Source organism: Acinetobacter sp. ESL0695 (genome assembly GCF_029392135.1).
Taxonomy (GTDB): domain Bacteria; phylum Pseudomonadota; class Gammaproteobacteria; order Pseudomonadales; family Moraxellaceae; genus Acinetobacter; species Acinetobacter pollinis.
Genome location: NZ_CP113932.1, coordinates 2357122 through 2382408 on the forward strand (window position 1 = coordinate 2357122; position 25287 = coordinate 2382408).

General features: G+C 39.0%; 19 protein-coding genes, 2 tRNA genes and 3 rRNA genes. 8 read left to right on the forward strand and 16 right to left on the reverse strand.

Annotated features, from left to right (window positions below):
- Positions 1-27 precede the first annotated feature (27 nt).
- From OZX61_RS11335 to OZX61_RS11345, 3 genes are all read right to left on the reverse strand, one after another.
- A complete protein-coding gene (locus OZX61_RS11335; RefSeq protein WP_277094839.1) occupies positions 28-414 on the reverse strand; it encodes a hypothetical protein in 387 nt (128 codons plus the stop codon).
- 115 nt (positions 415-529) lie between these two features.
- Complete coding sequence (locus OZX61_RS11340) at positions 530-2224, reverse strand: NAD-dependent malic enzyme (RefSeq protein WP_277094840.1); 1695 nt, start codon at positions 2222-2224, stop codon at positions 530-532.
- Positions 2225-2414: 190 nt separating this feature from the next.
- Positions 2415-2672, reverse strand: coding sequence for a type B 50S ribosomal protein L31 (locus tag OZX61_RS11345; RefSeq protein ID WP_195772458.1), 258 nt, complete (start codon positions 2670-2672; stop codon positions 2415-2417).
- A gap of 154 nt (positions 2673-2826) precedes the next feature.
- Between OZX61_RS11345 and argS the strand changes: the two genes are divergently transcribed.
- A complete protein-coding gene (argS, locus tag OZX61_RS11350; RefSeq protein WP_195772447.1) occupies positions 2827-4617 on the forward strand; it encodes an arginine--tRNA ligase in 1791 nt (596 codons plus the stop codon).
- A 17-nt stretch (positions 4618-4634) separates the two neighbouring features.
- Positions 4635-5228, forward strand: coding sequence for an SPOR domain-containing protein (locus OZX61_RS11355; RefSeq protein ID WP_195772448.1), 594 nt, complete (start codon positions 4635-4637; stop codon positions 5226-5228).
- A gap of 19 nt (positions 5229-5247) precedes the next feature.
- Here OZX61_RS11355 and OZX61_RS11360 read toward each other — a convergent pair whose 3' ends face one another.
- The gene (locus OZX61_RS11360) at positions 5248-6162 is read right to left on the reverse strand and encodes a DMT family transporter (protein WP_277094841.1); all 915 of its coding nucleotides are present in this window, start codon (positions 6160-6162) and stop codon (positions 5248-5250) included.
- Between the two features lie 164 nt (positions 6163-6326).
- On the opposite strand from OZX61_RS11360, the gene OZX61_RS11365 reads away from it, so the two are divergent.
- The gene (locus OZX61_RS11365; RefSeq protein ID WP_195772450.1) at positions 6327-7181 is read left to right on the forward strand and encodes an AraC family transcriptional regulator; all 855 of its coding nucleotides are present in this window, start codon (positions 6327-6329) and stop codon (positions 7179-7181) included.
- Here OZX61_RS11365 and OZX61_RS11370 read toward each other — a convergent pair.
- The 3 genes from OZX61_RS11370 to OZX61_RS11380 all read right to left on the reverse strand — a co-directional run bounded on the left by OZX61_RS11370 (position 7157) and on the right by OZX61_RS11380 (position 9652).
- Complete coding sequence (locus OZX61_RS11370) at positions 7157-7615, reverse strand: DUF523 domain-containing protein (protein ID WP_277094842.1); 459 nt, start codon at positions 7613-7615, stop codon at positions 7157-7159. The genes OZX61_RS11365 and OZX61_RS11370 overlap by 25 nt on opposite strands.
- A 1-nt stretch (position 7616) precedes the next feature.
- Complete coding sequence (locus OZX61_RS11375) at positions 7617-8267, reverse strand: glutathione S-transferase (protein ID WP_277094843.1); 651 nt, start codon at positions 8265-8267, stop codon at positions 7617-7619.
- 95 nt (positions 8268-8362) lie between these two features.
- On the reverse strand, positions 8363-9652 hold the full coding sequence (locus OZX61_RS11380) for an MFS transporter (protein WP_277094844.1): 1290 nt from the start codon (positions 9650-9652) through the stop codon (positions 8363-8365).
- 242 nt (positions 9653-9894) lie between these two features.
- Between OZX61_RS11380 and dinB the strand changes: the two genes are divergently transcribed.
- Both dinB and OZX61_RS11390 read left to right on the forward strand, forming a co-directional pair.
- The gene (dinB, locus tag OZX61_RS11385; protein WP_277094845.1) at positions 9895-10950 is read left to right on the forward strand and encodes a DNA polymerase IV; all 1056 of its coding nucleotides are present in this window, start codon (positions 9895-9897) and stop codon (positions 10948-10950) included.
- 79 nt (positions 10951-11029) lie between these two features.
- Positions 11030-11383, forward strand: a complete 354-nt coding sequence (locus tag OZX61_RS11390; protein WP_277094846.1) for a RidA family protein — start codon at positions 11030-11032, stop codon at positions 11381-11383.
- Positions 11384-11404: 21 nt separating this feature from the next.
- Here OZX61_RS11390 and cysK read toward each other — a convergent pair whose 3' ends face one another.
- The 9 genes from cysK to def form a co-directional block, all read right to left on the reverse strand.
- Positions 11405-12397, reverse strand: coding sequence for a cysteine synthase A (gene cysK, locus OZX61_RS11395; RefSeq protein ID WP_277094847.1), 993 nt, complete (start codon positions 12395-12397; stop codon positions 11405-11407).
- A gap of 133 nt (positions 12398-12530) precedes the next feature.
- Positions 12531-12645: ribosomal RNA gene (gene rrf, locus OZX61_RS11400) — 5S ribosomal RNA — on the reverse strand.
- A gap of 148 nt (positions 12646-12793) precedes the next feature.
- Positions 12794-15685: ribosomal RNA gene (locus OZX61_RS11405) — 23S ribosomal RNA — on the reverse strand.
- 369 nt (positions 15686-16054) lie between these two features.
- Positions 16055-16130, reverse strand: a tRNA-Ala gene (locus tag OZX61_RS11410).
- Between the two features lie 41 nt (positions 16131-16171).
- Positions 16172-16248, reverse strand: a tRNA-Ile gene (locus tag OZX61_RS11415).
- Between the two features lie 59 nt (positions 16249-16307).
- Positions 16308-17842 (reverse strand): 16S ribosomal RNA (locus OZX61_RS11420).
- The 16S, 23S and 5S rRNA genes sit together here with 2 tRNA genes alongside, the layout of an rRNA operon.
- A 512-nt stretch (positions 17843-18354) precedes the next feature.
- A complete protein-coding gene (locus OZX61_RS11425; protein ID WP_277094848.1) occupies positions 18355-20943 on the reverse strand; it encodes an autotransporter domain-containing protein in 2589 nt (862 codons plus the stop codon).
- Positions 20900-21403 carry a hypothetical protein gene (locus OZX61_RS11430; RefSeq protein WP_277094849.1) on the reverse strand — a complete coding sequence of 168 codons (504 nt, stop codon included), beginning with the start codon at positions 21401-21403 and terminating at the stop codon, positions 20900-20902. Before OZX61_RS11430 ends, OZX61_RS11425 begins: the two co-directional genes overlap by 44 nt.
- A 139-nt stretch (positions 21404-21542) precedes the next feature.
- The gene (gene def / locus OZX61_RS11435; RefSeq protein ID WP_195771821.1) at positions 21543-22067 is read right to left on the reverse strand and encodes a peptide deformylase; all 525 of its coding nucleotides are present in this window, start codon (positions 22065-22067) and stop codon (positions 21543-21545) included.
- A gap of 113 nt (positions 22068-22180) precedes the next feature.
- On the opposite strand from def, the gene OZX61_RS11440 reads away from it, so the two are divergent.
- The 3 genes from OZX61_RS11440 to OZX61_RS11450 are packed head-to-tail and all read left to right on the forward strand — an operon-like array spanning position 22181 to position 25064.
- A complete protein-coding gene (locus tag OZX61_RS11440) occupies positions 22181-23347 on the forward strand; it encodes a LysM peptidoglycan-binding domain-containing protein (RefSeq protein ID WP_277094850.1) in 1167 nt (388 codons plus the stop codon).
- Between the two features lie 14 nt (positions 23348-23361).
- On the forward strand, positions 23362-24483 hold the full coding sequence (dprA, locus tag OZX61_RS11445) for a DNA-processing protein DprA (protein WP_195771823.1): 1122 nt from the start codon (positions 23362-23364) through the stop codon (positions 24481-24483).
- Positions 24484-24494: 11 nt separating this feature from the next.
- Positions 24495-25064, forward strand: coding sequence for a Sua5/YciO/YrdC/YwlC family protein (locus OZX61_RS11450; protein WP_277094851.1), 570 nt, complete (start codon positions 24495-24497; stop codon positions 25062-25064).
- Positions 25065-25287 lie beyond the last annotated feature (223 nt).

Consider the following 25287-nt stretch of genomic DNA (forward strand, 5'->3'; position numbering starts at 1 on the left):
AATTATTTGAGTCATTACTTTTAAAATTTAAATAATTTGTGGAGGCGCTTGACTCAAAGGAAAACAATATTTTCTAATACGAATATCAGGATTTTTTAGCCGAAATACATATAAAAATAAGAATATACTTAGCCATTTTACATGCTCAAATTCAACTTGAGGAAACCACGGTAAAGCGTGACTATACAATAAGCAGAATAGGCAAACGACATGTAAAGTATGCTTTTGATGTGGTACTTGAGTGCGATGAAAATGAGAAGAATGTAAAGTATCTTGATGTGGAAAGCTAATACGAAGCTCTTCACAGAGTGAACCTTGTTGATGATCTGCAGATTGCAAAACAGGCTGTAAGAAAAAATTAAGTTGTAAACTCCATGCGCAAAGGCACAGAAAAATGCCCAAACGTTTTGTCAATGAAGTGCCAATCATCAGGTTACTGTTTGTTATATTCTAATCGACTTTCTCATGATTAAAAGTAAATTATAAAAAAACACGTGACTAGCACGTGTTTTTTACTAAAAATTCAATTTTAGAATGGTACACGCTTGTATTGACGATATTCAGGCGTCCAAAAATTATCCTGAATATTCTTTTGTAGCAATTCATCTGAAATTTCTGGTGCAACACCTGCTGCAATTGCAGCTTTAGCCACCTCAAAAGCAATCACTTTAGATACTGCTTTAATATCATTTACATCTGGCAACAAATCGCCTTGTGTATCATGCAATAACGGTGAACAGTCTGCCAATGCTGTACTTGAAGCCATTAACATACTATCTGTTACACGCGTTGCACCCGATGCAATAATACCTAAACCAATACCTGGGAAAATATACGAGTTATTACACTGCGCAATATTATGCAGTTTGCCTTGATAGTTTACTGGTGCAAATGGGCTGCCCGTTGCAATTAATGCTTTACCCTCTGTCCATTGAACAATATCGGCAGGTACAGCTTCTGCACGCGATGTTGGATTTGAAAGCGGTAATACAATCGGACGCTCACAATGTGTATTCATCGTGCGAATAATTTCTTCGGTAAATAAGCCCGGCTGACCAGATACACCAATTAATACGGTTGGTTTCGCATTTTGCACCACATCCAGCAAAGAAATAACATCTGTTGTATCCCAAGATTCAACCACAGACGCTTTTTGTGCAAGTTTCTTTTGGAAATCTAAAACATTCGGCTGATTATCTGTAATTAGACCAAAACGGTCAACCATAAAGATACGTTCACGCGCTTCTTCATCAGTTAACCCTTCTGCCACCATTTGTGCCACAATTTGTTCTGCAATACCACAACCTGCTGAACCTGCACCCAAGAAAGTGATTGTTTGATCTTTAAGTGCTTTACCCGCAGCGCGACTCGCTGCAATCAAACTACCTACAGATACGGCTGCCGTCCCTTGAATGTCATCATTAAAACAACAAATTTTATCGCGATATTTATTCAATAGTGGTAATGCATTTTTCTGTGCAAAATCTTCAAATTGAATTAATGCTTTTGGCCAACGGCGGCGAATTCCACGAATAATATGATCGACAAATTCGTAATACTCATCTCCTGTAATACGCGGTTGTCGCCATCCCATATAGATCGGATCATTGAGTAATTGTTGACTATTTGTCCCAACATCAATCGTAATTGGCAGTGTATAAGCAGGACTAATTCCACCACATGCGGTATATAAAGACAACTTACCAATTGGGATACCCATTCCACCGATTCCTTGGTCACCTAAACCAAGAATTCGCTCGCCATCTGTAATCACAATAACTTTGACATTCTTACGATTCACATTTTGTAAAATATCATCAATATGATCACGGTCAGGATAAGAGATAAATACCCCACGATGACGGCGATAAATATCAGAAAAACGCTGACATGCCTCACCCACTGTTGGTGTATAAATAATTGGCATCATTTCAGACAAATGATCTTCAATCAGTCTAAAAAATAATGTCTCATTGGTATCTTGAATATTTCTTAAATAGATGTGCTTATTAATATCACTATTAAATGCACTGTATTGTTGGTATGAACGCTGACTTTGCTCTTCAATCGTTTCAATAACGTGAGGAATTAAACCATGTAAATTGAATCGTGTTCTTTCATCTTCACTAAATGCTGAACCCTTATTCAATAAAGGAAGCTCTAATAACGTATTGCCTGCATAAGGAATATAAAGTGGACGTTTTTGGGGTAAGTCAGAATTCATACGCTCTCTCATCTTTGCCATAACTGTATAAACAGTATGCGATCATATCTTGCTCTAAGCTTAATTGTTTTTTTTAGAAATGGATATGTTTATTTATCATTGATGAGTTTTTTTATAAAAAATACCCTTAAATAACAAAGGCTCATTCTATTTAAGGGCAGGATTGGAGAAAGGTCTAACAGTCTATACTTTATGCTTTTTTCTTTGCGAAACGTCCAAACTTACGGTTAAAGTTTGCCACACGGCCTTCGTTGCTTGCCTGACGAACTTCGCCTGTATAAAACGGATGAGATGCACTTGAAATATCTAACGTCATGTATGGATATTCTTTACCTTCATAAACTTTTGTTTGCTTAGGCTGTAATGTCGAACCAATAATGAAATATGCATCTGCATTGGTGTCATGAAACAAGACTTGCTGATATTTAGGGTGAATATTTCTCATAATGAGTACCTGAATATAATTAGATTAGTGTTACTTTATAACATAACAATAAACCTTTTTATATGCGTTGTCAATTTGTCAAAATATACGAAACATTCCCTAAAGAAGCCGAAATTTGGTATATTTACTGTTTTTATGCAACAGTTTTTCTATTGATATGAATACGGCCATACAAGCAGCTTTAGACCATGCGGTGCAAACACTTATTGCTCAAGAAATTCTCCCTGCAGACTGGAAGAATGTAAGTCACCTCACCCGTACCAAAGACCGAAGCCACGGCGATTTTGCGTCAAACATTGCTATGGTTGGCTCAAAAGCTGCAGGTATGAAACCTCGAGATCTTGCAGAGAAAATATTGGCTGCGTTACCGCAAGTTTCAGAAATTAGTAAAGCTGAAATTGCAGGGCCAGGCTTTATTAACTTCTTTTTAAATGCAGATGAGCGCTATGCTGTATTAGATCAGATTCAACAACAACAAGAACAATTTGGTCGTACCACACATAATGCAGAGCAACGTGTACAAGTCGAATTTGTATCTGCGAATCCAACATCAAGCTTACACGTAGGTCATGGTCGTGGTGCAGCCTATGGTATGACAGTTGCTAATCTACTTGAAGCAACTGGCGCTACTGTCGATCGTGAGTATTATGTCAATGATGCTGGTCGTCAAATGGATATCCTTGCAACATCGACATACTTACGTTATTTAGAGCTTAATGGGCAAACACTCGTTTTTCCAAAAAATGCATATCAAGGTGACTACGTTAAAGAAATTGCACAAAGTATTCTCGACCAAGATGGAACTGAATACAATTTCCCTGTTGCAGACGTATATAAAGATGTTCCAGAAGACGTTCAATATGCAGAAGAGCTCGATAAAGATGGTAACAAAGTTATTCTATCTGGCGATAAAGAAAAGCATATTGATGGTTTAATCGCAAATGCACAAAACCTCCTTGGGCCAAACTACCGTATTTTCCATCAAGCAGCACTCGATGCCATTTTAGAAGATATTAAAGATGACCTAGGTGAGTTTGGTGTTACGTTTAATCAATGGTTTAGCGAAGCAACGCTTGCAGACAAGATTGAAGAAGCATTAGAAACGCTTGAACAGCGTGGTTTCTTATACGAAAAAGATGGCAATATCTGGTTTAAATCGACTGAATTTGGCGATGAAAAAGACCGTGTTGTAAAACGCCGTAATGGTCAGGCGACTTATTTTGCTTCAGACATCGCTTACCATTTAAATAAACTTCAACGTGGCTATACACAACTCGTAAATATCTGGGGCTCAGATCACCACGGTTATATTGCACGTGTAAAAGCGGCAATTGATGCTTTAGGCTATGACTCCTCAAAACTTACTGTCCTTCTTGTACAGTTTGTAAGCCTATGGCGTGGGGGAGAAATGTTGCAAATGTCTTCTCGCTCAGGACAATTTGTGACATTACGCGATTTGCGTAAAGAAGTTGGTAACGATGCAGCACGTTTTTACTATGTTATGCGCAAAAGTGAACAGCATATCGACTTTGACTTAGACTTAGCAGTATCACAAAGTAAAGATAACGCAATTTACTACATCCAGTATGCACATGCACGTATTTGCCGTATGCAAGAAAAGGCAAAAGAGGTCGGTATTACTTTTAATACGATAGATGCACGTCCTTTCGCAGAACACTTAACACTAGAAGCAGAAACAGCAATTTTAGCAAAACTGGCTGCTTATCCTGATGTGGTTTCACGTGCTGCTCATGCATACGAACCACATCAAGTTGGTAACTATCTTAAAGAACTTGCTGCCCTATTCCACGCTTGGTATAACGAACATAAAGTACTGAATGATGATGCAAATCTCACGCAAGCACGTCTTCTTCTTTCTGCAAATGTACAACAAGTTTTACGTAATGGTTTAACACTTTTGGGTGTATCTGCACCTGAAGCAATGTAAGTTAGAGGAATCTTAACGTGTTTGGTAAAGTGCAACGTGGTGTTTCAAAAAAACCCAAACCATCTAAATCAAAATTATTTCCTAGTTGGTTAGGGACAGTTGTGATTATTCTGATCGTACTCTTTGGTGCGGTTACTTTTGCACTTTGGAAACCTTGGGCACCTGTGCAACACCCCCAAGTCAGCCAAAATACCATGAGTAAAGATACCGAAACCAACCATGACTATCGTTTCTATGACCAGTTGCCAAAGCAACAGGTTACACCAATTCCTGAACAAGCTGTTCCAACAGGGCAGACAACGACAAATAGTATTATTGTAGAAGCACCTCAGCCAGCTTCAGATGTCGTAAATGCAGGAATAACGGGTAACGATACAGCGCCAGTTTCGTATATTTTACAGGTAAAAAGCTTCCAAGACCCAGATAGTGCCGATGCAAGACGTTCAGAAATTTTAATGAACAAATTGCCTGCCGATGTGATTACAAGCACAGAAGGTGGACAAACTTGGTATCGTGTTATCTCAGGTCCGTATCAAACACAGCAAGAAGCCATACTTGCACAGCAAACCTTACAAAACAGTGGTATCGACTCTATTGTCGTAAAAAATTAAGATTCCAAACAGGCAATCATTAGTTGATTGCCTGTTTATTTTTAAATAGCTTTAACCGCTGTAATTTGACAAAAAAGACGGCATTTCCCAATAAAATTAATACTATTCCAAACACAGCATTTGCTGTCCAAACATATCCTTCCATTACTGTAGAAATCATGAGCGCAACCAACGGAAATAGTAAAGTACTGTATGCGGCATTACTCGCACCTATACGCCCGACTAAAATAAAATAAGCACAGAAACCGATGACTGAACCAAACACAGCCAGATAAAGAATAGCCATTTGAGAAATCATTTGTATATGAGGTACGATATTTTTTCCCTGAATGATCGATAGGCTTAGCATAATTATTGCGCCGTATAACATGGCATATGCAGTCGTCGTAAAAATATCTCTCCCTTGTTTTTGATGTTGAACACTCAACATATTTCCCAGAGAAAAACCGTAAGTTCCCATCAAACATAAAACAATGCCAAGAAGCACGTCTGGCTTAAAACTAACGCCATAAATGTCATGCCAAAATAGAGCCACAATCCCTGATACACCACAACATGCTGCCATATAAAATCTTGGCGAAATTGCCTGTTTAAAGAAAATTCGACTATTAATCGCATTAAACAAAACAGCCAATGAAAAAATAATGGCTTCTAAACCACTATTTATATAATGGACGGCGTAGTAAAAACACAAAAAGTTAAATCCAAAAATACAGCATCCTTGAAGTAAACATAATAAATGGGCTTCTTTTGAAATCTTTTTTAGTCTTTTAAATAAGATAAGAACACTAAATAATAAAGCACTTGCAATTAAAAACCGCCAAAACACAGCAACTTCGGGAGAAATAAAACTACGTTGTTGTAGCGTAATCGCTTGCCATGTCGTGCCCCACAGTACAACAACAAAGCCATATAGCATTAAATTTAGCTTCATATTTATAATCTCAAGCGCTTAAATTCATATTTTCCATAAATTTATAAAGCATCGAATCCATATTCTTGCGATCGCTATCTATATTTCTGCGTATTTATACTATTTCTTATATTAGATAATCAGTTTATAGTAAAAATGAATCTACTCTCTTATAGCCCTTTGGTATGCGGTACGACATTCTAGAACAACTACAACGTTTCAAAACTCAACTGGTCAACTCTGTAGATATTGGGTCAGGGATTCAACTTGCTTATTGGAAAAATAGACACGATTGCGTGAATGTCTGCAGTAATCATCACACTCTCAGTCTATATGTGAAAGATGGCTATGAAACCTACCAAAAAACAGCACAAGGTTGGAAAAATGGTGGAGGTCCTAATAAATTTTGTTTAATGCCTCAACATTCAGAATCCACTTGGGACATTCGAGGTGATCTGTCTTTTGTACATCTGTATTACACACAACAGCATCTATCACGCGTTGCAGAACAGGTTTGGGATAAATCTCCAAATACCATCGAACTTCAGGAACACGCATTTGTTCTCGATCCAAAAGTGAGTTTTCTATACCAAAACTATTTGGTTCAGCCTGCTTGGGCACATCAAGAAAATCATTTAGAAATGAGTATGGCAGCATCACTTCTGCTCACACATATGGTTAAAAATTATAGTAATGTAAAATGGCATGCTCCTCAAATTAAAGGAGGCTTATCTCCATCAGTACTTAAATATATTTTAGCGTGGATTGATGCACATTTAGATCAAGCGCTCACACTGAATCAATTGGCGCAACAAGTACATTTAAGCGAATACCATTTTGCACACATGTTCCGTCAATCTATGGATATTTCTCCGCATCAGTATGTGATGCAAAAACGTTTAGAAAAGGTGCATCATGCACTTAGATATACATCACATACACTCATAGAAATTGCACACTTATATGGATTTAGTTCTGCAAGTCATATGAGTGATCGCTTTAATGCACACTATGGTTATAGACCCTCTACACTTAGATAATGTTCAGATACAACCTGAATATGATGTTGGCGAAATAAAGCTGTTGTTACCCCAACACCCACATTTGTTTGTCCATTAAATTCACCGTTATAAATATAATCACTCCCGCAAGAAGGGCTACCCTCTTTTAAAACAACATGCGTTACATGATGCTTTTTAGCAAACTCTAATGCTTTTCTAGCACCATCAATATATTGCTGAGTAACGTCTTTTCCTGTTTTTTCAATAACTTTGGCAAAACCTTTAAGTACATCGTGGCCATCGCCACCCTTAATTTCTGCAGGGGGTCGTGGTGTAGAGAATCCTGCCAATAACTCAGGACAGATCATTATGGCTTTTTTCTCTGCCACTAGCCTTTTAACTGTTTTATTTAATGCATCGGTTGCATTGTAGCGAACAGATTCGCCAGCCAAACATGCACTCACCAATATCACTTCAAGTGGTCTCTAGTTTTTCTTTTACACGTGCAATACGGTATGCATCTCTTTCTTCTATTCGTGCTAAATAGCGTTTAATATTTGGAATATTTAAAGAAACTTTTTTCGCAAGCACATCTAAAGGAAAACTCATTTGAATATCTGCAAAAGAAAACTCTCCTGCCAGATATTCATGATCAGCCAGATATTTCTCTATATATTGAACATGATCACTTAATCTTGGTTGAATAAAACCTCTTTTTATATTTTTTGAAAACTTCTGTGCGACAGGTCGAATAAGAAATGGTGCTCTTTGTGCGGCTAGACCAAGAACCAGACGAAATACCAATAAAGGCATTAGCGAACCTTCTGCATAATGCAACCAAAAGAGGTAATGCTGTAATTGAGCAGGTTGTTTTGGCTTAAATGTACCAGACCCATCATATGCCATCTGTAAATATTCTAAAATTGCACCTGATTCAGCAAATGCTATATCCTGATCTGTCAGAATTGGTGCTTTGCCTAAAGGATGAACTTGCTTTAATGCATCAGGTGCTAGAAAACTCGATGTTCGTTCGTAATACTTAATCTTATAATCTATACCAAGCTCTTCTAATGCCCATATAATTCTAAAAGACCGTGAGTGCTCTAAGTGATGTAACGTAATCATGCTTTTTTTCTTTAATCATTTAACTTATCTCACAAATTTAGCATGCTCTAAAATAAGTAAGCTAGTACTTATTTTAGATTCTTCAATATTACATGTTAGAGGTGGTCTAAATATTCTGGTTCTTTAGGAATGGCTAGACTACAAAAGAAACAGATAACAAGCATAACAATAACGTAGATAAAGAAAGTATTTTCCAGACCAATCGCTTTAAACTGTAAAGCGACAGAGGGTGCTGATCCGCCAAACAAGGCATTCCCTACAGCATAAGAAAAACCGACACCTAATGCTCTTACATGAGTAGGAAACATTTCAGCTTTCACTAAACCACTAATAGAAGTATAAAAACTGAGTAAAAGCATCATAAAAATAAGCAAGACTGCTACCGCAAATATATTGTGTGAAAAATAAGGCATACCTACTGCCATCACTGGATAAATTGAAATGGCAAGTAATGCACTAAATGCAAGCATAGCTGTACGACGACCGATACGGTCTGCCCAAGCCCCAAACACAGGTTGTGCCAACATAAAGACCAATAATGCAATTGTCATAATATAACCGACTGTCTTATCAGGAATACCAATACTATTCGTTAAGTAGGTCTTTGAATAAACAGTAATTGTATAAAATGCCAACGAACCTGCAGAAGTGTAGCCAACGACCAATAAAAAGGTTTTCCAATGTTTTTTCAGTAATTCAATTAAACTACCCGACTCTTCTTTTTTACTCTCATCAGTAGATAAAGTTTCCTCCAAACGACGACGTGCAATTAAGGAAATAAGTGCAGCACAGCCACCCAAAACAAAAGGAAATCTCCACCACCCTGCTTCTAATTGTTCATGCGTTAAGAAAGTTAACATAATGACGCTAAGTAAGCTTGCAAGTAATTGACCACCTGACAAGGTCACATATTGAAATGATGCAAAAAAACCACGTTGCCCCTTAAGACCTAGTTCGCTCATATATGTAGCAACAGCGCCATATTCTCCACCTACCGATAATCCTTGTAATAACCTCACGACTAACAATAAAAATGGTGCAAGAATACCAACCTGATCATAAGTAGGCAAAATTGCAAATAGGAATGAACTGACCGCCATAAAGCATATTGAAATCACCATAGATTGCTTACGCCCATGACGGTCAGCAATTCTTCCAAATAACCAACTACCTATTGGACGCATAAAGAAACTGGCAGCAAAAACACCCCAGACGTAAATCGATTTAGTCGTAGCAGTCATATCTGGTGCAGTGAGAGCATGCGTAAAATATACTGCAAATACCGCATAAATATAAAAATCGAACCACTCTACTAAGTTTCCTGACGCTGCACCAACAATTCCTCGAATACGACTACGTTTTTCTTCTACGCTATATGTATTCATTTTTCTTCCCTATGTGCATACATTAAAAGTATTTTTATTCACCCACTCTATAATATTTGGTAAAAAATATACTATTAGCCATTTGGCTATAACACATAGGAGAGGTTTTTAACTGGATCTTATTAAAAAGAAATTTGGTGGCTACGTTCTATAAATAGCAGTAGATTTATATGCTGGAGCAGATTAATTTATATAATATAATAGCGTCTCAGTTTATGATTTCTATCAACATATAATAATTTATGCGTAAGATTATTCACATCGACATGGATGCATTTTACGCGTCTGTTGAACTACGCGATCGACCTGATCTCATTGATCAGCCTGTTGTAATTGCATTTGATCATCCACGCTCAGTGCTAACAACAGCCTCCTATCCTGCTAGAAAATATGGATTGCACTCTGCCATGCCATTACATCGAGCAAAGCAACGCTGTCCACAACTTGTAATTATTGAACCAAACTTTAACAAATATCGAGAAATCTCAAACATTATTCATAATATCTTTAAAAGATATACATCTATTATTGAACCGATTTCTCTAGATGAAGCATATCTAGATGTAACGAATAATCTTAAAAGTATTGCTACAGCGACGGAGATTGCTCAGTATATACAGCAAGATATTTGGCTAGAAACACGACTCACGGCATCAGCAGGAGTAGCTCCCAATAAATTTCTTGCTAAAATCGCATCTGATTGGTACAAACCCAATGGATTATGTATTATAAAACCTGCATATATACAAAGTTTTATCTCTGCCCTCTCTCTAAAAAAAATACCTGGTGTTGGCAAAGTTACACAGGAAAAATTAGAAAAGCTTAATCTTTATACACTAGGTGACATACAGAAAATTGATGAATCTGTTTTAATTCATCATTTCGGTAAATATGGCAAGCAGCTCTACTTGTATGCTCAAGGTATCGATGATCGACCCGTACAGCATGAGCGTATACGTCAACAAATATCAAAAGAACAGACATTCGACACAAACTATTCAATAGAAAGATGTAGGCAATATATTTATGAACTTTGTGAAAAAGTTTGGGGTAGCCTAGTGCAAAAGAAAATGATTGCCTACGGAATCAGTTTAAAATTTAAGAAAAGTGACTTTCAACTTTTACAACATAGTAAAAGCTTCTCTCACGCTATTGAGTCTTTAGAGCAACTCAAACAAGCTACAGATTTACTTATTAATGAAATGAATATCCCCATAGATACTCATTTTCGGCTTGTTGGCGTTTCCACCTACCATCTTGAAATGAGTAATTCTATTTCACAGCTTTCTTTATGGTAAAAGTTCGTAGCCTTGTATTTTTAACATTAGCTGATTTACAGTATGATCACCACAATGTAATGAATGATGATCAAAAATAATGAGTATTACACGCCTACATAAAACCAATCGTTTTTGCGAAGCAGCTATCCATGGAAATCTTATTCATTTAGCGGGTCAACTTGCTGATGACACTAGCCAGAATATTACCTCTCAAACACAGCAAACATTAGATAATATTGATCGCTTCCTTGCTGATGCTGGAAGTAATAAAAGTCATATATTGTCTGTGACTATTTATTTGAAAGATATCGAAAAAGATTACCAAGCAATGAATACTTTATGGGATGCATGGATTGATCCTCAAAACCCGCCTGCGCGCACTTGTGTTGAAGCAAAAATGTATTCACCAGACGTACTAGTTGAAATGACCGTTACAGCCATTCAACCTTAAAATAGGGCTTTCGCCCTATTTTTACTCTTCTTCAGCAAATAAGACTGAGGATAAATAGCGTTCGCCACTATCAGGTAAAATGACCACAATCGTTTTATCTTTATTTTCAGGTCTCAACGCAACTTTTTCAGCTGCAGCCAATGCTGCCCCACAAGAAATTCCAACTAAGATCCCTTCTTGAGTTGCACATTTACGTGCCCAGTCAATTGCATCTTCACTACTTACTGGTAATACTTCATCTACTAAGTCTAAATCTAAATTTTTAGGAATGAAGTTGGCACCTATTCCTTGAATTTTATGAGGTGCAGGCGTAATTGTTTCTCCCGCTTTAGTTTGTGTAATAATTGGTGATTCAGTTGGTTCTACTGCAACTGAATATAAAGGTTTATTTTTAACCTGCTCAAAATATCTTGAAATCCCTGTAATTGTTCCACCTGTACCTACACCTGAAATGAGAATATCAACTTCTCCACCTGTCGCCTGCCAAATTTCAGGACCAGTTGTTTCTTCATGTATTTTAGGGTTAGCAGGATTATCAAATTGCTGCGGTAAAAAATATTTTTCAGGATTTTCATTTGCTAAACGTATTGCTTCATCTACAGCACCTTTCATACCTTTCGCTGGTTCTGTCAGTACTAGATTTGCACCAAGAGCTTTTAATACTTTACGTCGTTCTAAACTCATACTGGCAGGCATTGTTAAAGTAATTGAATACCCTTTTGCTGCTGCAACAAATGCTAGAGCAATACCAGTATTACCACTTGTAGGTTCTACAATGTGCATACCTTCTTTTAAAACACCACGTTGTTCCGCATCCTTCACTAAAGCTGCACCAACACGACATTTTACGGAAAATGCGGGATTACGACTTTCGATTTTTGCGAGAACTGTTGCTCCACCTTTTATAATTCTATTAATACGTATTAAGGGTGTATTGCCAATTGCTTCTGCATTATTCTCATATACGGCAATACCTAAATTTTTAGGTGCTTGAAAGTTCTGATCTGTTGACATCTTTTATATCCTTTAATGTATATATTTTCATATATCACCATGCCAAAAAATTGGATTAAAGTCTATTCTGAATTAGATCATAATTAAAACGCATAAAAAAAAGCCTCCTTGTGGAGGCTTTTTAGGAATTAGATGCTGGCGATGACTTACTCTCACATGGGTAACCCCACACTACCATCAGCGCTAAGAGGTTTCACTTCTGAGTTCGGGAAGGGATCAGGTGGTTCACTCTCGCTATTGTCGCCAGCATAACTTTTATGGAGAACATTGAGGTCTTAATTATTGCCTCTGTTCCACCAAATTTGGCATAACAGTTTATTCAATTGGTCTGTATTGTAACTAGGTTTATCACTAAATCAAGCTATTTGAAGAGAAATACAACTGTTTGGGTGTTGTATAGTCAAGCCTCACGAGCAATTAGTATTGGTCAGCTTCATGTATCGCTACACTTCCACATCCAACCTATCAACGTCCTAGTCTTGAACGGCTCTTTAGGTGACATAAAGTCACAGGGAAATCTAATCTTGAGGTAGGCTTCCCGCTTAGATGCTTTCAGCGGTTATCCCTTCCGAACATAGCTACCCGGCGATGCGACTGGCGTCACAACCGGTACACCAGAGGTTCGTCCACTCTGGTCCTCTCGTACTAGGAGCAGATCCTCTCAAATTTCCAACGCCCATGGTAGATAGGGACCGAACTGTCTCACGACGTTCTAAACCCAGCTCGCGTACCTCTTTAAATGGCGAACAGCCATACCCTTGGGACCTGCTTCAGCCCCAGGATGAGATGAGCCGACATCGAGGTGCCAAACACCGCCGTCGATATGAACTCTTGGGCGGTATCAGCCTGTTATCCCCAGAGTACCTTTTATCCGTTGAGCGATGGCCCTTCCATACAGAACCACCGGATCACTAAGACCTACTTTCGTACCTGCTCGACTTGTTGGTCTCGCAGTTAAGCGCGCTTTTGCCTTTATACTCTACGCGTGATTTCCGACCACGCTGAGCGCACCTTCGTACTCCTCCGTTACTCTTTAGGAGGAGACCGCCCCAGTCAAACTACCCACCAGACATGGTCCTCGACCCAGATTATGGGTCAGAGTTAGAACCTCAACATTACCAGGGTGGTATTTCAAGGATGGCTCCATAGTAACTGGCGTTACTACTTCAAAGCCTCCCACCTATCCTACACAAGTAAGGTCAAAGTTCAATGTCAAGCTGCAGTAAAGGTTCACGGGGTCTTTCCGTCTAGCCACGGGTACACGGCATCTTCACCGCGATTTCGATTTCACTGAGCCTCTGCTGGAGACAGCGCCGCCATCATTATGCCATTCGTGCAGGTCGGAACTTACCCGACAAGGAATTTCGCTACCTTAGGACCGTTATAGTTACGGCCGCCGTTTACTGGGGCTTCGATCAAGAGCTTCGCTTACGCTAACCCCATCAATTAACCTTCCAGCACCGGGCAGGCATCACACCCTATACGTCCACTTTCGTGTTTGCAGAGTGCTATGTTTTTAATAAACAGTTGCAGCGGCCTGGTTTCTGCGGCTGCCGACAGCTCAGGAAGCAAGTTCCATCACCATCAGCAGCGTACCTTCTCCCGAAGTTACGGTACCATTTTGCCTAGTTCCTTCAGCAGAGTTCTCTCAAGCGCCTTGGTCTACTCGACCTGACCACCTGTGTCGGTTTCGGGTACGATTCCTGTGTAACTGAAGCTTAGAGACTTTTCTTGGAAGCATGGTATCAGCCACTTCGTAGGTAAACCTACTTGCTATCGACTCTCAGCATAGAGCACCCCGGATTTGCCTAAGATGCATGCCTACTGTCTTCCACCTGGACAACCAACGCCAGGCTGACTTAACCTTCTCCGTCCTCTCATCGCATTACACAGAAGTAATGGAATATTAACCATTTTCCCATCGACTACGCCTTTCGGCCTCGCCTTAGGGGTCGACTCACCCAGCCCCGATTAACGTTGGACTGGAACCCTTGGTCTTTCGGCGAACGGGTTTTTCACCCGTTTTATCGTTACTCACGTCAGCATTCGCACTTCTGATACCTCCAGCATGCTTCTCAACACACCTTCATCGGCTTACAGAACGCTCCCCTACCACTTACGCTAATGCGTAAATCCGCAGCTTCGGCACATAGTTTTAGCCCCGTTACATCTTCCGCGCAGGCCGACTCGACTAGTGAGCTATTACGCTTTCTTTAAAGGGTGGCTGCTTCTAAGCCAACCTCCTAGCTGTCTATGCCTTCCCACATCGTTTCCCACTTAACTATGATTTTGGGGCCTTAGCTGGCGGTCTGGATTGTTTTCCTCTTGACTACGGACGTTAGCACCCGCAGTCTGTCTCCCGGATAGTACTCATAGGTATTCGGAGTTTGCATCGGTTTGGTAAGTCGGGATGACCCCCTAGCCGAAACAGTGCTCTACCCCCTATGGTATTCGTCCGAGGCGCTACCTAAATAGCTTTCGGGGAGAACCAGCTATCACCAGGCTTGATTAGCCTTTCACCCCTATCCACAAGTCATCCCCTGGCTTTTCAACGACAGTGGGTTCGGTCCTCCAGTTAGTGTTACCCAACCTTCAACCTGCTCATGGATAGATCGCCTGGTTTCGGGTCTATACCCAGCAACTAAACGCCCTATTAAGACTCGATTTCTCTACGGCTCCCCTATACGGTTAACCTCGCTACTGAATATAAGTCGCTGACCCATTATACAAAAGGTACGCAGTCACATAACAAAGTATGCTCCCACTGCTTGTATGCATGCGGTTTCAGGATCTATTTCACTCCCCTCACAGGGGTTCTTTTCGCCTTTCCTCACGGTACTGGTTCACTATCGGTCAGTCAGGAGTATTTAGCCTTGGAGGATGGTCCCCCCATATTCAGACAAGGTTTCACGTGCCTCGCCCTACTCGATATCATTATCTAAGCCCTTTCGTGTACGGGACTATCACCCTTTATAGTCACACTTCCCAGAGTGTTCCACTAAAACTTAGATAACTTAATGGGCTGATCCGCGTTCGCTCGCCGCTACTGACGGAATCTCAATTGATTTCTTTTCCTAAGGGTACTGAGATGTTTCACTTCCCCTCGTTCGCCTCAACAACCTATGTATTCAGTTATTGATACCTACCTTATGGTAAGTGGGTTCCCCCATTCAGAAATCTCCGGATCATAGGATATTTGCCGCCTCCCCGAAGCTTATCGCAGGCTATTACGTCTTTCATCGCCTCTGACTGCCAAGGCATCCACCACATGCACTTAATTACTTGACTATACAACCCCAAACAGTCGCTTACGCGAACTTCAAGGTGTACAGCTTCAATCTCATACCAAAACGCTTGATTCAGTTAATTTGCTAGTTCTCATCTCATTTCAATTTGTCTCAATCTAAATTAATTAAAATTTCAATTAAAACGCTTCAAAATGTATGAGTGAACAATTTATTTCAGACTCAAATTGAATAATCTGTTAATGATTTTACATGCCTTCGTCAGGTCATGTACCGTGATTACTCACAGAGGTTAATATCAAGGTCGCATATCTTACACAATCTTTCTACTAAGCTCTATAAGCAAATAAGCTGTTTGCTTATTTATTAGCTTAATCTTAATTAAATTGAAATATCAATCGAACTAAAATCATGGTGGAGACTAGGAGAGTCGAACTCCTGACCTCCTGCGTGCAAAGCAGGCGCTCTACCAACTAAGCTAAGTCCCCAGCTTAAAATCATTTGTGAATTGTACATTATCTTTCGTCTTTGGTGGGTCTGACAAGACTTGAACTTGTGACCCCACGCTTATCAAGCGTGTGCTCTAACCAACTGAGCTACAGACCCTCAGATAATATACCGAAGAACAACTTGTTGTGGATTCTTACCAAGTCTCACCTTTTCGTTAAGGAGGTGATCCAGCCGCAGGTTCCCCTACGGCTACCTTGTTACGACTTCACCCCAGTCATTGGCCACACCGTGGTAAACGTCCTCCCGAGGGTTAGACTATCTACTTCTGGTGCAACAAACTCCCATGGTGTGACGGGCGGTGTGTACAAGGCCCGGGAACGTATTCACCGCGGCATTCTGATCCGCGATTACTAGCGATTCCGACTTCATGGAGTCGAGTTGCAGACTCCAATCCGGACTACGATCGGCTTTTTGAGATTAGCATCACATCGCTGTGTAGCAACCCTCTGTACCGACCATTGTAGCACGTGTGTAGCCCTGGCCGTAAGGGCCATGATGACTTGACGTCGTCCCCGCCTTCCTCCAGTTTGTCACTGGCAGTATCCTTAAAGTTCCCATCCGAAATGCTGGCAAGTAAGGAAAAGGGTTGCGCTCGTTGCGGGACTTAACCCAACATCTCACGACACGAGCTGACGACAGCCATGCAGCACCTGTATCTAAGTTCCCGAAGGCACCAATCTATCTCTAGAAAGTTCTTAGTATGTCAAGGCCAGGTAAGGTTCTTCGCGTTGCATCGAATTAAACCACATGCTCCACCGCTTGTGCGGGCCCCCGTCAATTCATTTGAGTTTTAGTCTTGCGACCGTACTCCCCAGGCGGTCTACTTATCGCGTTAGCTGCGCCACTAAGTCCTCAAAGGACCCAACGGCTAGTAGACATCGTTTACGGCATGGACTACCAGGGTATCTAATCCTGTTTGCTCCCCATGCTTTCGCACCTCAGTGTCAGTATTAGGCCAGAAGGCTGCCTTCGCCATCGGTATTCCTCCAGATCTCTACGCATTTCACCGCTACACCTGGAATTCTACCTTCCTCTCCTATACTCTAGCCATCCAGTATCGAATGCAATTCCCAAGTTAAGCTCGGGGATTTCACATTTGACTTAAATGGCCACCTACGCGCGCTTTACGCCCAGTAATTCCGATTAACGCTTGCACCCTCTGTATTACCGCGGCTGCTGGCACAGAGTTAGCCGGTGCTTATTCTGCGAGTAACGTCCACTTAGCCTAGATATTAGCTAGGTAAGCCTCCTCCTCGCTTAAAGTGCTTTACAACCATAAGGCCTTCTTCACACACGCGGCATGGCTGGATCAGGCTTGCGCCCATTGTCCAATATTCCCCACTGCTGCCTCCCGTAGGAGTCTGGGCCGTGTCTCAGTCCCAGTGTGGCGGATCATCCTCTCAAACCCGCTACAGATCGTCGCCTTGGTAGGCCTTTACCCCACCAACTAGCTAATCCGACTTAGGCTCATCTATTAGCGCAAGGTCCGAAGATCCCCTGCTTTCCCCCGTAGGGCGTATGCGGTATTAGCGCTCCTTTCGGAACGTTGTCCCCACTAATAGGCAGATTCCTAAGTATTACTCACCCGTCCGCCGCTAGGTCCAGTAGCAAGCTACCTTCCCCGCTCGACTTGCATGTGTTAAGCCTGCCGCCAGCGTTCAATCTGAGCCATGATCAAACTCTTCAGTTAAAATCATTAATTCCTTAAGGGAATCAATCTGGCTCATTAATCACTAGCAAAAATATTCGCTCTCAAATAAATCTTCGAGTAAATTTCTACTTTTAATCAATGAATCTTAAATATATTCAGTGATCACTCAGTAAAAATCCACACAAGTTGTTCTTCAATTCTATTAATGATTCGCATCACTGATTCGTCATCAGCAAGCTAGGTCGGCTATATTACTCTCTTTTTAAAGAAAGTCAACTGCAATCTGAAAGTTTTTTATCCCCTTCATCAAACTCTAACCTCAATCAATCTAAGAACTAAATCTCAAACCAATCAACTAAGTTATTGTTTATCAAGAAGTTTCTTTCAACATCACCGCCGATGGATACGCATTATAGACCAATCAATTCCAAACACAACCCCCTAAGCCATTTTATTTCTATTTTATTTGTCAATAGAACAAATTGTAGACGAAATATGCTTAAAAAATAAAAAAACCACCAAATTTGGTGGTTTTTTATTTGGAATTTGAATTAAAACTTATATTTCAAACTCAATGTACCAGAATTATCATTCATATCTTTTGAGAATTGGCCATTATAGTTCACTCCCATTTCAAGACTTTGAGTTAAATCGGCTTTAATACCTAAATCAATAAGTCCTGTATTTTCAGCTAAAGAAGTTCCTACAACGTTATATGAACTTTGAGATCCATTTAAGCTCAGGTTTGCTTTAGAGTTTAAATCACCAAATGCATGTCTCCATCCTAAACCTGCTTGAACCGCTAAATTTTGTGACTCTAATGGTAATTTATATTCTGAACGCATCCCTAATGTAGAGAATGTCGTATTGATTGTAGACTTATTACCACTTAGGCCTGCTATACCTGCATTCTGCTCTTTAAAAGAATTTATCTGTGTCATTACATGAGATAAACGAATGTAAGGTGTTAAAGGAACTTGGGTATTTAAGTTTTTCCAATACTCTCCAAAGATTTGAATACTTTGTGTATCTAAGTCTGCCGTTGCGTGTTTTGTCATATTGGTAAAGTTAATATTACGATTTACAGAAACGTCTCCCCAACGACCCACTAAGCCAACTGTTGAACCTGAGTAATCTCCAACATAACGCCCGTAAAAACCAATTTCAGTATTATTATCTTTTGCAGTGAAATCTCGTGCAGCTACTTTGCTTGTACCACGACCTTGTCCTAATGTTGCTCCAAGGTTAGCTTTATCGCTTAATGGAATTTCCACACCAGCTAAGGCACCATAGTTACTGTATTTAGAGTCAGCAACAGCTTTACCACTATTTTGTATACTCTTCGCATAGCTCTTCATCCATACCAATGGCTGCTTTTGGTACTCATGAGAAATAAGTGATTCGCCACTTGTAAGTAAGTCTTGTGTTGCATTAATACCAAGTGAGGCATAGCCCTCACCAGAAAGTGCTTGAAATGACTGACGTGCTTGGTCTGTTGTTTGCTTAGCAACAAGGCTGTAAAGTGCATTACCCAAACCTAAACGATCTAAGCTACTTGCAACTTGGTATTGGTTATTATTTTCTGCAACGCTATTAAAACTTTGATCATTCCTTAAAAGCTGCAATGTTACAGCATTGTTGGTGTAATTAATTTTTGGTGTAAGAAAGGCATAATCACTTGATACTTTGTCAAATTTCCCTGTTATGCCTTGCTGTGCTGTAAGGATTGTATATTCAGATAGTAGATTGTAATTACTATTTATACCAACTTGTAAAACATTTCCACCATTTAGCTTTGTTGCTCCCTTAACATCAATACCACTCGCATTGCTACTACTTGAGTTTGCCATAACTTTAAAGGTTGAGCCTTGATTCATGACAAGATCGTTCATGACATTTAAACGATTTGTATTTTGGCTTAAATCTACAGTACCACCTTGTAATACTTGTAGACTCTGAAGCTGACCATTACCTGATAATGTACCGTTATTTTCAACAACTGTTGTGCCATTTAAGTGACTTTGTACATTCAGCACACCATTTTGAATATGTGTTGTTCCTTTATAGTTAGAACCATCACCATTATAGGTAAGGTTTCCACTACCCTTTTTATAAAAATGACTATTCGTATCTGAAATGAGCGTATTCATTAACGTGTCATTATTTGCTGTATTCATTTCAAGATTTGCATTTTTTAGTGTAACAGGACCCTGACCAAATGACTGTCCGTTACTACCTACTAACTTACCTGAAAGTACACTTGTACCACCTGTCCAGCTATTATGACCTGCAAGTGTAAGCGTACCTGTACCTGATTTTTCTAAAGAGCCTGTACCATTAATATCATTTAGCCAAATATCTGAAGCTGAGTAACCACCTTGTTGTGCATCCATATTAATTGTTGTTTTTTGATTAAATGCACCATATCCATTACCTGCTTTATATAAATTAAGCGTGTCATAGCCCATACCATTGTCGAGCACACCACCTGTTTTATTTGAAGTTGTGAGTAAAATTTCTCTCTGTTGATCTGCATTTAGGTAGGGATAACGTGTTTCTATAAGTAATTCCGCATTTTTAGGTACAACAGGTGTTGCTGTCGTATTACCAAGTGATGGGAAATCATTTACAAAAGTATATTTATCATAAAGTGCTTTATTGACTTGGTATTGATTGTAAAGTTGATTCAAATCGATATTTTGATAGCACCCATCTACTGAGCCACCACATTGACTACTTAAAAAAGCCTGTGCTTGTGTATAGGCTGCTTTTCTTAAGTCGGAGTTATTCGCAAGTCCATTAATAGCAATATAAGTCGCATGCATTCGCCCACCAATCACATCCAATGGGGAGTGAATACCTGCAACGACACGGTTATAGCCCATTTCCCCTGCTTTAAGTACTAAATCGCTATATTGTTGTGGGATAACATATGCAAGTGTTAAACCTGTCCAATAAGATTCATTGGTATGTCCACTTGGAAATCCACCTTCACTACCTGCTGAAGCGCGACCAACATCAACTAAAGGTTTTTCTAAAACCCAACTTAAATCTTCTCCATTTAATTTTTGTATAAATGGGCGCGGATATTTATATTTATTTTTTGGGGGGGTTAGATGATGCATTTTTAGCAATTGCATTTCTTAAGTCTAATAATTTACCTAGGTGTCCAGAGGTATTATCTCCAATGCCGCTGCCATTATCTTTTGCCGTTGTTGCAGTTAGACCATCTAAGCTTGTTATTTTTTCATAATCTATGGTTGCTTGACTGTTTGCTTCAGCACGAACAATTGTTTTTAATGGGCCTAAGGCGCCAGTTAACATATAACCTGCTTTTTGAAAATCTACAGCAAATGCCTGAAACTCTTGTTGCTTTGTTCTATTGTTTGCAATATCTCTCACAATACTCAAATTTTTATCAAGTATTGTTTGTCCTTCAGCAGTTGCTTTTCCTGTCGCCAAGCTATCGCCCGAAATCCATAACTTATTAAATCCTGATAAGACATCAGTACCTGATTGAGGCTGAGGTGTATCAGCAAAGCTCATAGAAGAAATAATACAGCTCATTGCAAGGGTGAGTTTATGCAAAGGATATTTCATAAGATTCAGCAATATAGTAAAGTTATATTACTTAATATAATTACAATTTATTACCGTATATTTACTAAACAAATACTTTATTTTTTTATTTATTGTCTCCAACACTAGATCTTTCTAGTGTTGGAAAATGAATAATCATTTATCGCTTTACTGCAACTTTCTCACGTTGACGAACCACTTTTTCAACTTTGTCTCTTGCACGTTTACGCTTAAGAGGAGAAAGATAATCTACAAAAAGTTTTCCATTGAGATGGTCCATTTCATGTTGAATACAAACAGCTAAAAGCCCCTCTGCCTCAACTTCAATAGTTTCACCCTCGAGATTTAAATATTCAATTTTGACGCGCGATGGTCTTTCAACTTTATCGTACACCTGAGGTACAGAAAGACAGCCTTCTTCATATTGCTGTGTTTCTTCTGTCAGTGGTGTAATTTTTGGGTTAATAAATACCATCGGTTGATTTTTGTCTTCTGACAAATCCATTACAATAAGTTGAATATGCTGATCAATTTGTGTTGCAGCCAACCCAATACCTGGCGCATCATACATCGTTTCGAACATATCTTGCGTCAGTTGACGAATTTCGTCTGTTACTTTTTCAACTGGTTTTGCAATGGTACGCAACCGTGGATCTGGAAAGCTTAAAATTGGTAATAAGGCCATATGCCCTCCTAAAAATTCTATTGCGTCATAATGAAGACACTTCTTCATAGCAAACTAGTGTATATTTTAGCTATTATAGCGTAACTAACTCATACTGTTTTAGGCATTACATAATGAAAGATGATTTAAATTACACTCGCACTTCTAGTGCAATGGGGCTACAAAAAAAACTTTTGTCTTTATCTCTGAAGACATTAATTACGATTGGTATCTCTATGGGAGCAGTAGAAATGGCTACTGCAAAAAGTACACTTCAACTGAACAATAATGCACCAAGCACTTACATTGTTAAATCAGGCGATACACTTTGGGGAATTGCAGGTGTCTTTTTAAAGTCACCATTAGCTTGGCCAAAAATTTGGGCAAACAACCGTGATATTAAAAACCCTAATTTAATTTACCCGGGTGATCGTTTACTATTATGTAAATATAATAATAACTCACCACTTGTAGGCAAAGATTTAGGCGATGGTTGTAGAGGTATTATCTCTAGGCATACTGGTAAAGCAAGTCGTGGTGAAATTCGATTGCAACCCCAAGTTCGCGTCCAACCATTAGATGGAGCTATTCCTGTAATTCCACTTAAAAACATTCAGGTTTGGCTAGAACGAGCTATCATTTTACCTCAAGAAACCCTAAAAGATATTCCATATGTAGTTGGGGCAGAAGAAAGCCATTTAATGGCAGGGGTAGGACAAAAAGTATATGTTAAAGGCAATGGTATTCAAACTGGGCAATACTATGGTATTTACCAACCGACTTCGCCATATATCCTTAAAGATAGTACTGGGCATGACTACAATGCAGGTAATGAGTTAACTCAAAATGCCAGAGCGCTCGCAACTAGCGTTAATAATAATATTGCAACTTTAGAAATTGTAGAAAGCTACAATCAAGAAGTCCGTGCAAACAATGTTGTACTTCCAGAGAAAGATATCCGATTACCATCAACATTCTATCCAAGCACACAAAAAATTAATGGTGGTTCAATTATTCGTGTTCTAGGTTCTATTGGTGCTGCAACAAAAAATAGTGTAGTTACTTTAGATCGTGGTGAACTTGATGGTTTAAAAGCAGGTCAAGTATTTAATATCTCGCAACCAGGTCATCAGATTAAAGACCCTAAATCGAATGAGCTCATTAATTTACCTTCTGAAAAAGCAGGTTCATTAATTGTTTTTAGAACTTTTGATCATTTGAGCTATGCTTATGTATTAGAAAGCTTTATTCCAGTTAAAGTTGGTTCTAATATTACTACACCAAACGATGTGGAAAATTAATAATTTCGTTTTATATGCTTAATCCTATTACATCACATCAAGTCGCCATAATTAAGTTATGGCACTTGGTAAATCATTCCTTAACTACCTATTATAAACTGATAGAACATTTTGGTAGTGCAAATTATGCCCTTTTACCATCAAATATTGTCAAATGGTCTATGCTTGGTATACATGCAAGTCATATTAAAAGAGCAAGTCAATTTTCAGATTTAGAAGTACAACATCACTTAGATTCAATTATTGAAAAGACAATTCAGTACTGTGATTTTGTTTGTACTCCAGCAGACTCAACCTATCCTCATCAATTACAAAACTATGCTGATAAGCCTCCCATTCTCTTTGGTCAAGGAAATAGTCAACTTTTAAATACACCATCAATCGCTATCATTGGAAGTAGAAAGGCAACGAAATACGGTGAAAAAAATGGCTATGATTTTGCTTATTATCTTTCAGAAAAAGGGTATACAGTCATTAGTGGACTCGCGGAAGGGATTGACCAAGCAGCACACTTAGGTGCCATAAGTCACCATAATACAGTTGCTATTATGGCAACAGGTATAGATCAAACTTATCCCAAACATCATCAAAAACTTAGACAAAAAATTTTAGAAACGGGAAATACTATTATTACCGAGTTTCTACCTGGAACAAAGCCACTACAACATCATTTTCCAAGAAGAAATAGACTTGTTAGTGGAATGAGTTTGGGGGTTGTTGTGGTTGAAGCACATTTACCTAGCGGCTCTTTAGGTACCGCCAAATGTGCAGCGAACCAAGGAAAGACCGTATTTGCCATACCAGGAAATATTCATGATAAAGTATATGAAGGCTGTCATGAGCTGATTCGAGAAGGCGCCACACTGGTTTTTCATCCACAACAAATTATTGAAGATCTTTCTTTTTCATTTGGAACTATCTCTCAAACTTCAGAAATACATTCATCTCATGAAGATATCTTTATTCCAGTACACTTAAAAAATTTATATGAGCAACTGTCTTGGCAAGGACAGGATTTAGACCAAATCGCTTCATCCCTTTCTTTATCTACTGCAGAAATTACAGCTCAGCTTATGGAGCTTGAGCTGTTAGAATTATGTATACAGCATGCGGGACAATATTCTCGTTTAAAATGAGTGAAATAAATATGTTCGTCAAGACCCCTTTAGAAGCCTCTGAAATTTTAAATATGGGAGAAGTTCTTGCTTATCCTACAGAAGCAGTTTGGGGATTAGGATGCGACCCTATGAATAAAGATGCCTTTTATAAAATTTTAAAACTAAAGCAAAGACCAATTGAAAAAGGGGTTATTTTACTCGCCGGTCATATTTCACAAGTTGAACCTTTATTTGAAAATATTTCACAAGAAATTCAGCAACGTATTATTGAAAGTTGGGCCGCAAAAAGCTCATCTGAACGAGCAACAACATGGCTTCTTCCCGCCAACAATTTTATTCCTGAGTGGATTAAAGGCAATCATTTATCTGTTGCAGTTCGAGTCACTCAACACCCCTTATGTCGTGAGATCTGCAACCAATTTAATAATTTTATTGTTTCAACCAGTGCCAATCCTGCAGGAGAAACTCCAGCAAAAAATTGGCAAGAAGCACAAGCCTACTTTGCTAATAACGTACATTATTTAAATGGTGAGATAGGAAAATGCACAGAGCCAAGTCAAATTATTGATGCAGTGACAGGAAAATTTATTCGAAATTAAAAAAAAGCTCAGTCGAAAAAGAGGTGACTGAGCATTGAAAACGATGTGAAATACACATCCGAGGGTTAAATCTTGATTGATTTGAATTATGTCTAAAAAAAAATATTATTAGAAATACTTTAAACATCTATTCAATATAAAACTAAAGTATCATTACATAGATAATTTGTGAATTATTTTACAAATATATCGAAAATAAACAAAGAATTAATCTCATAATAAG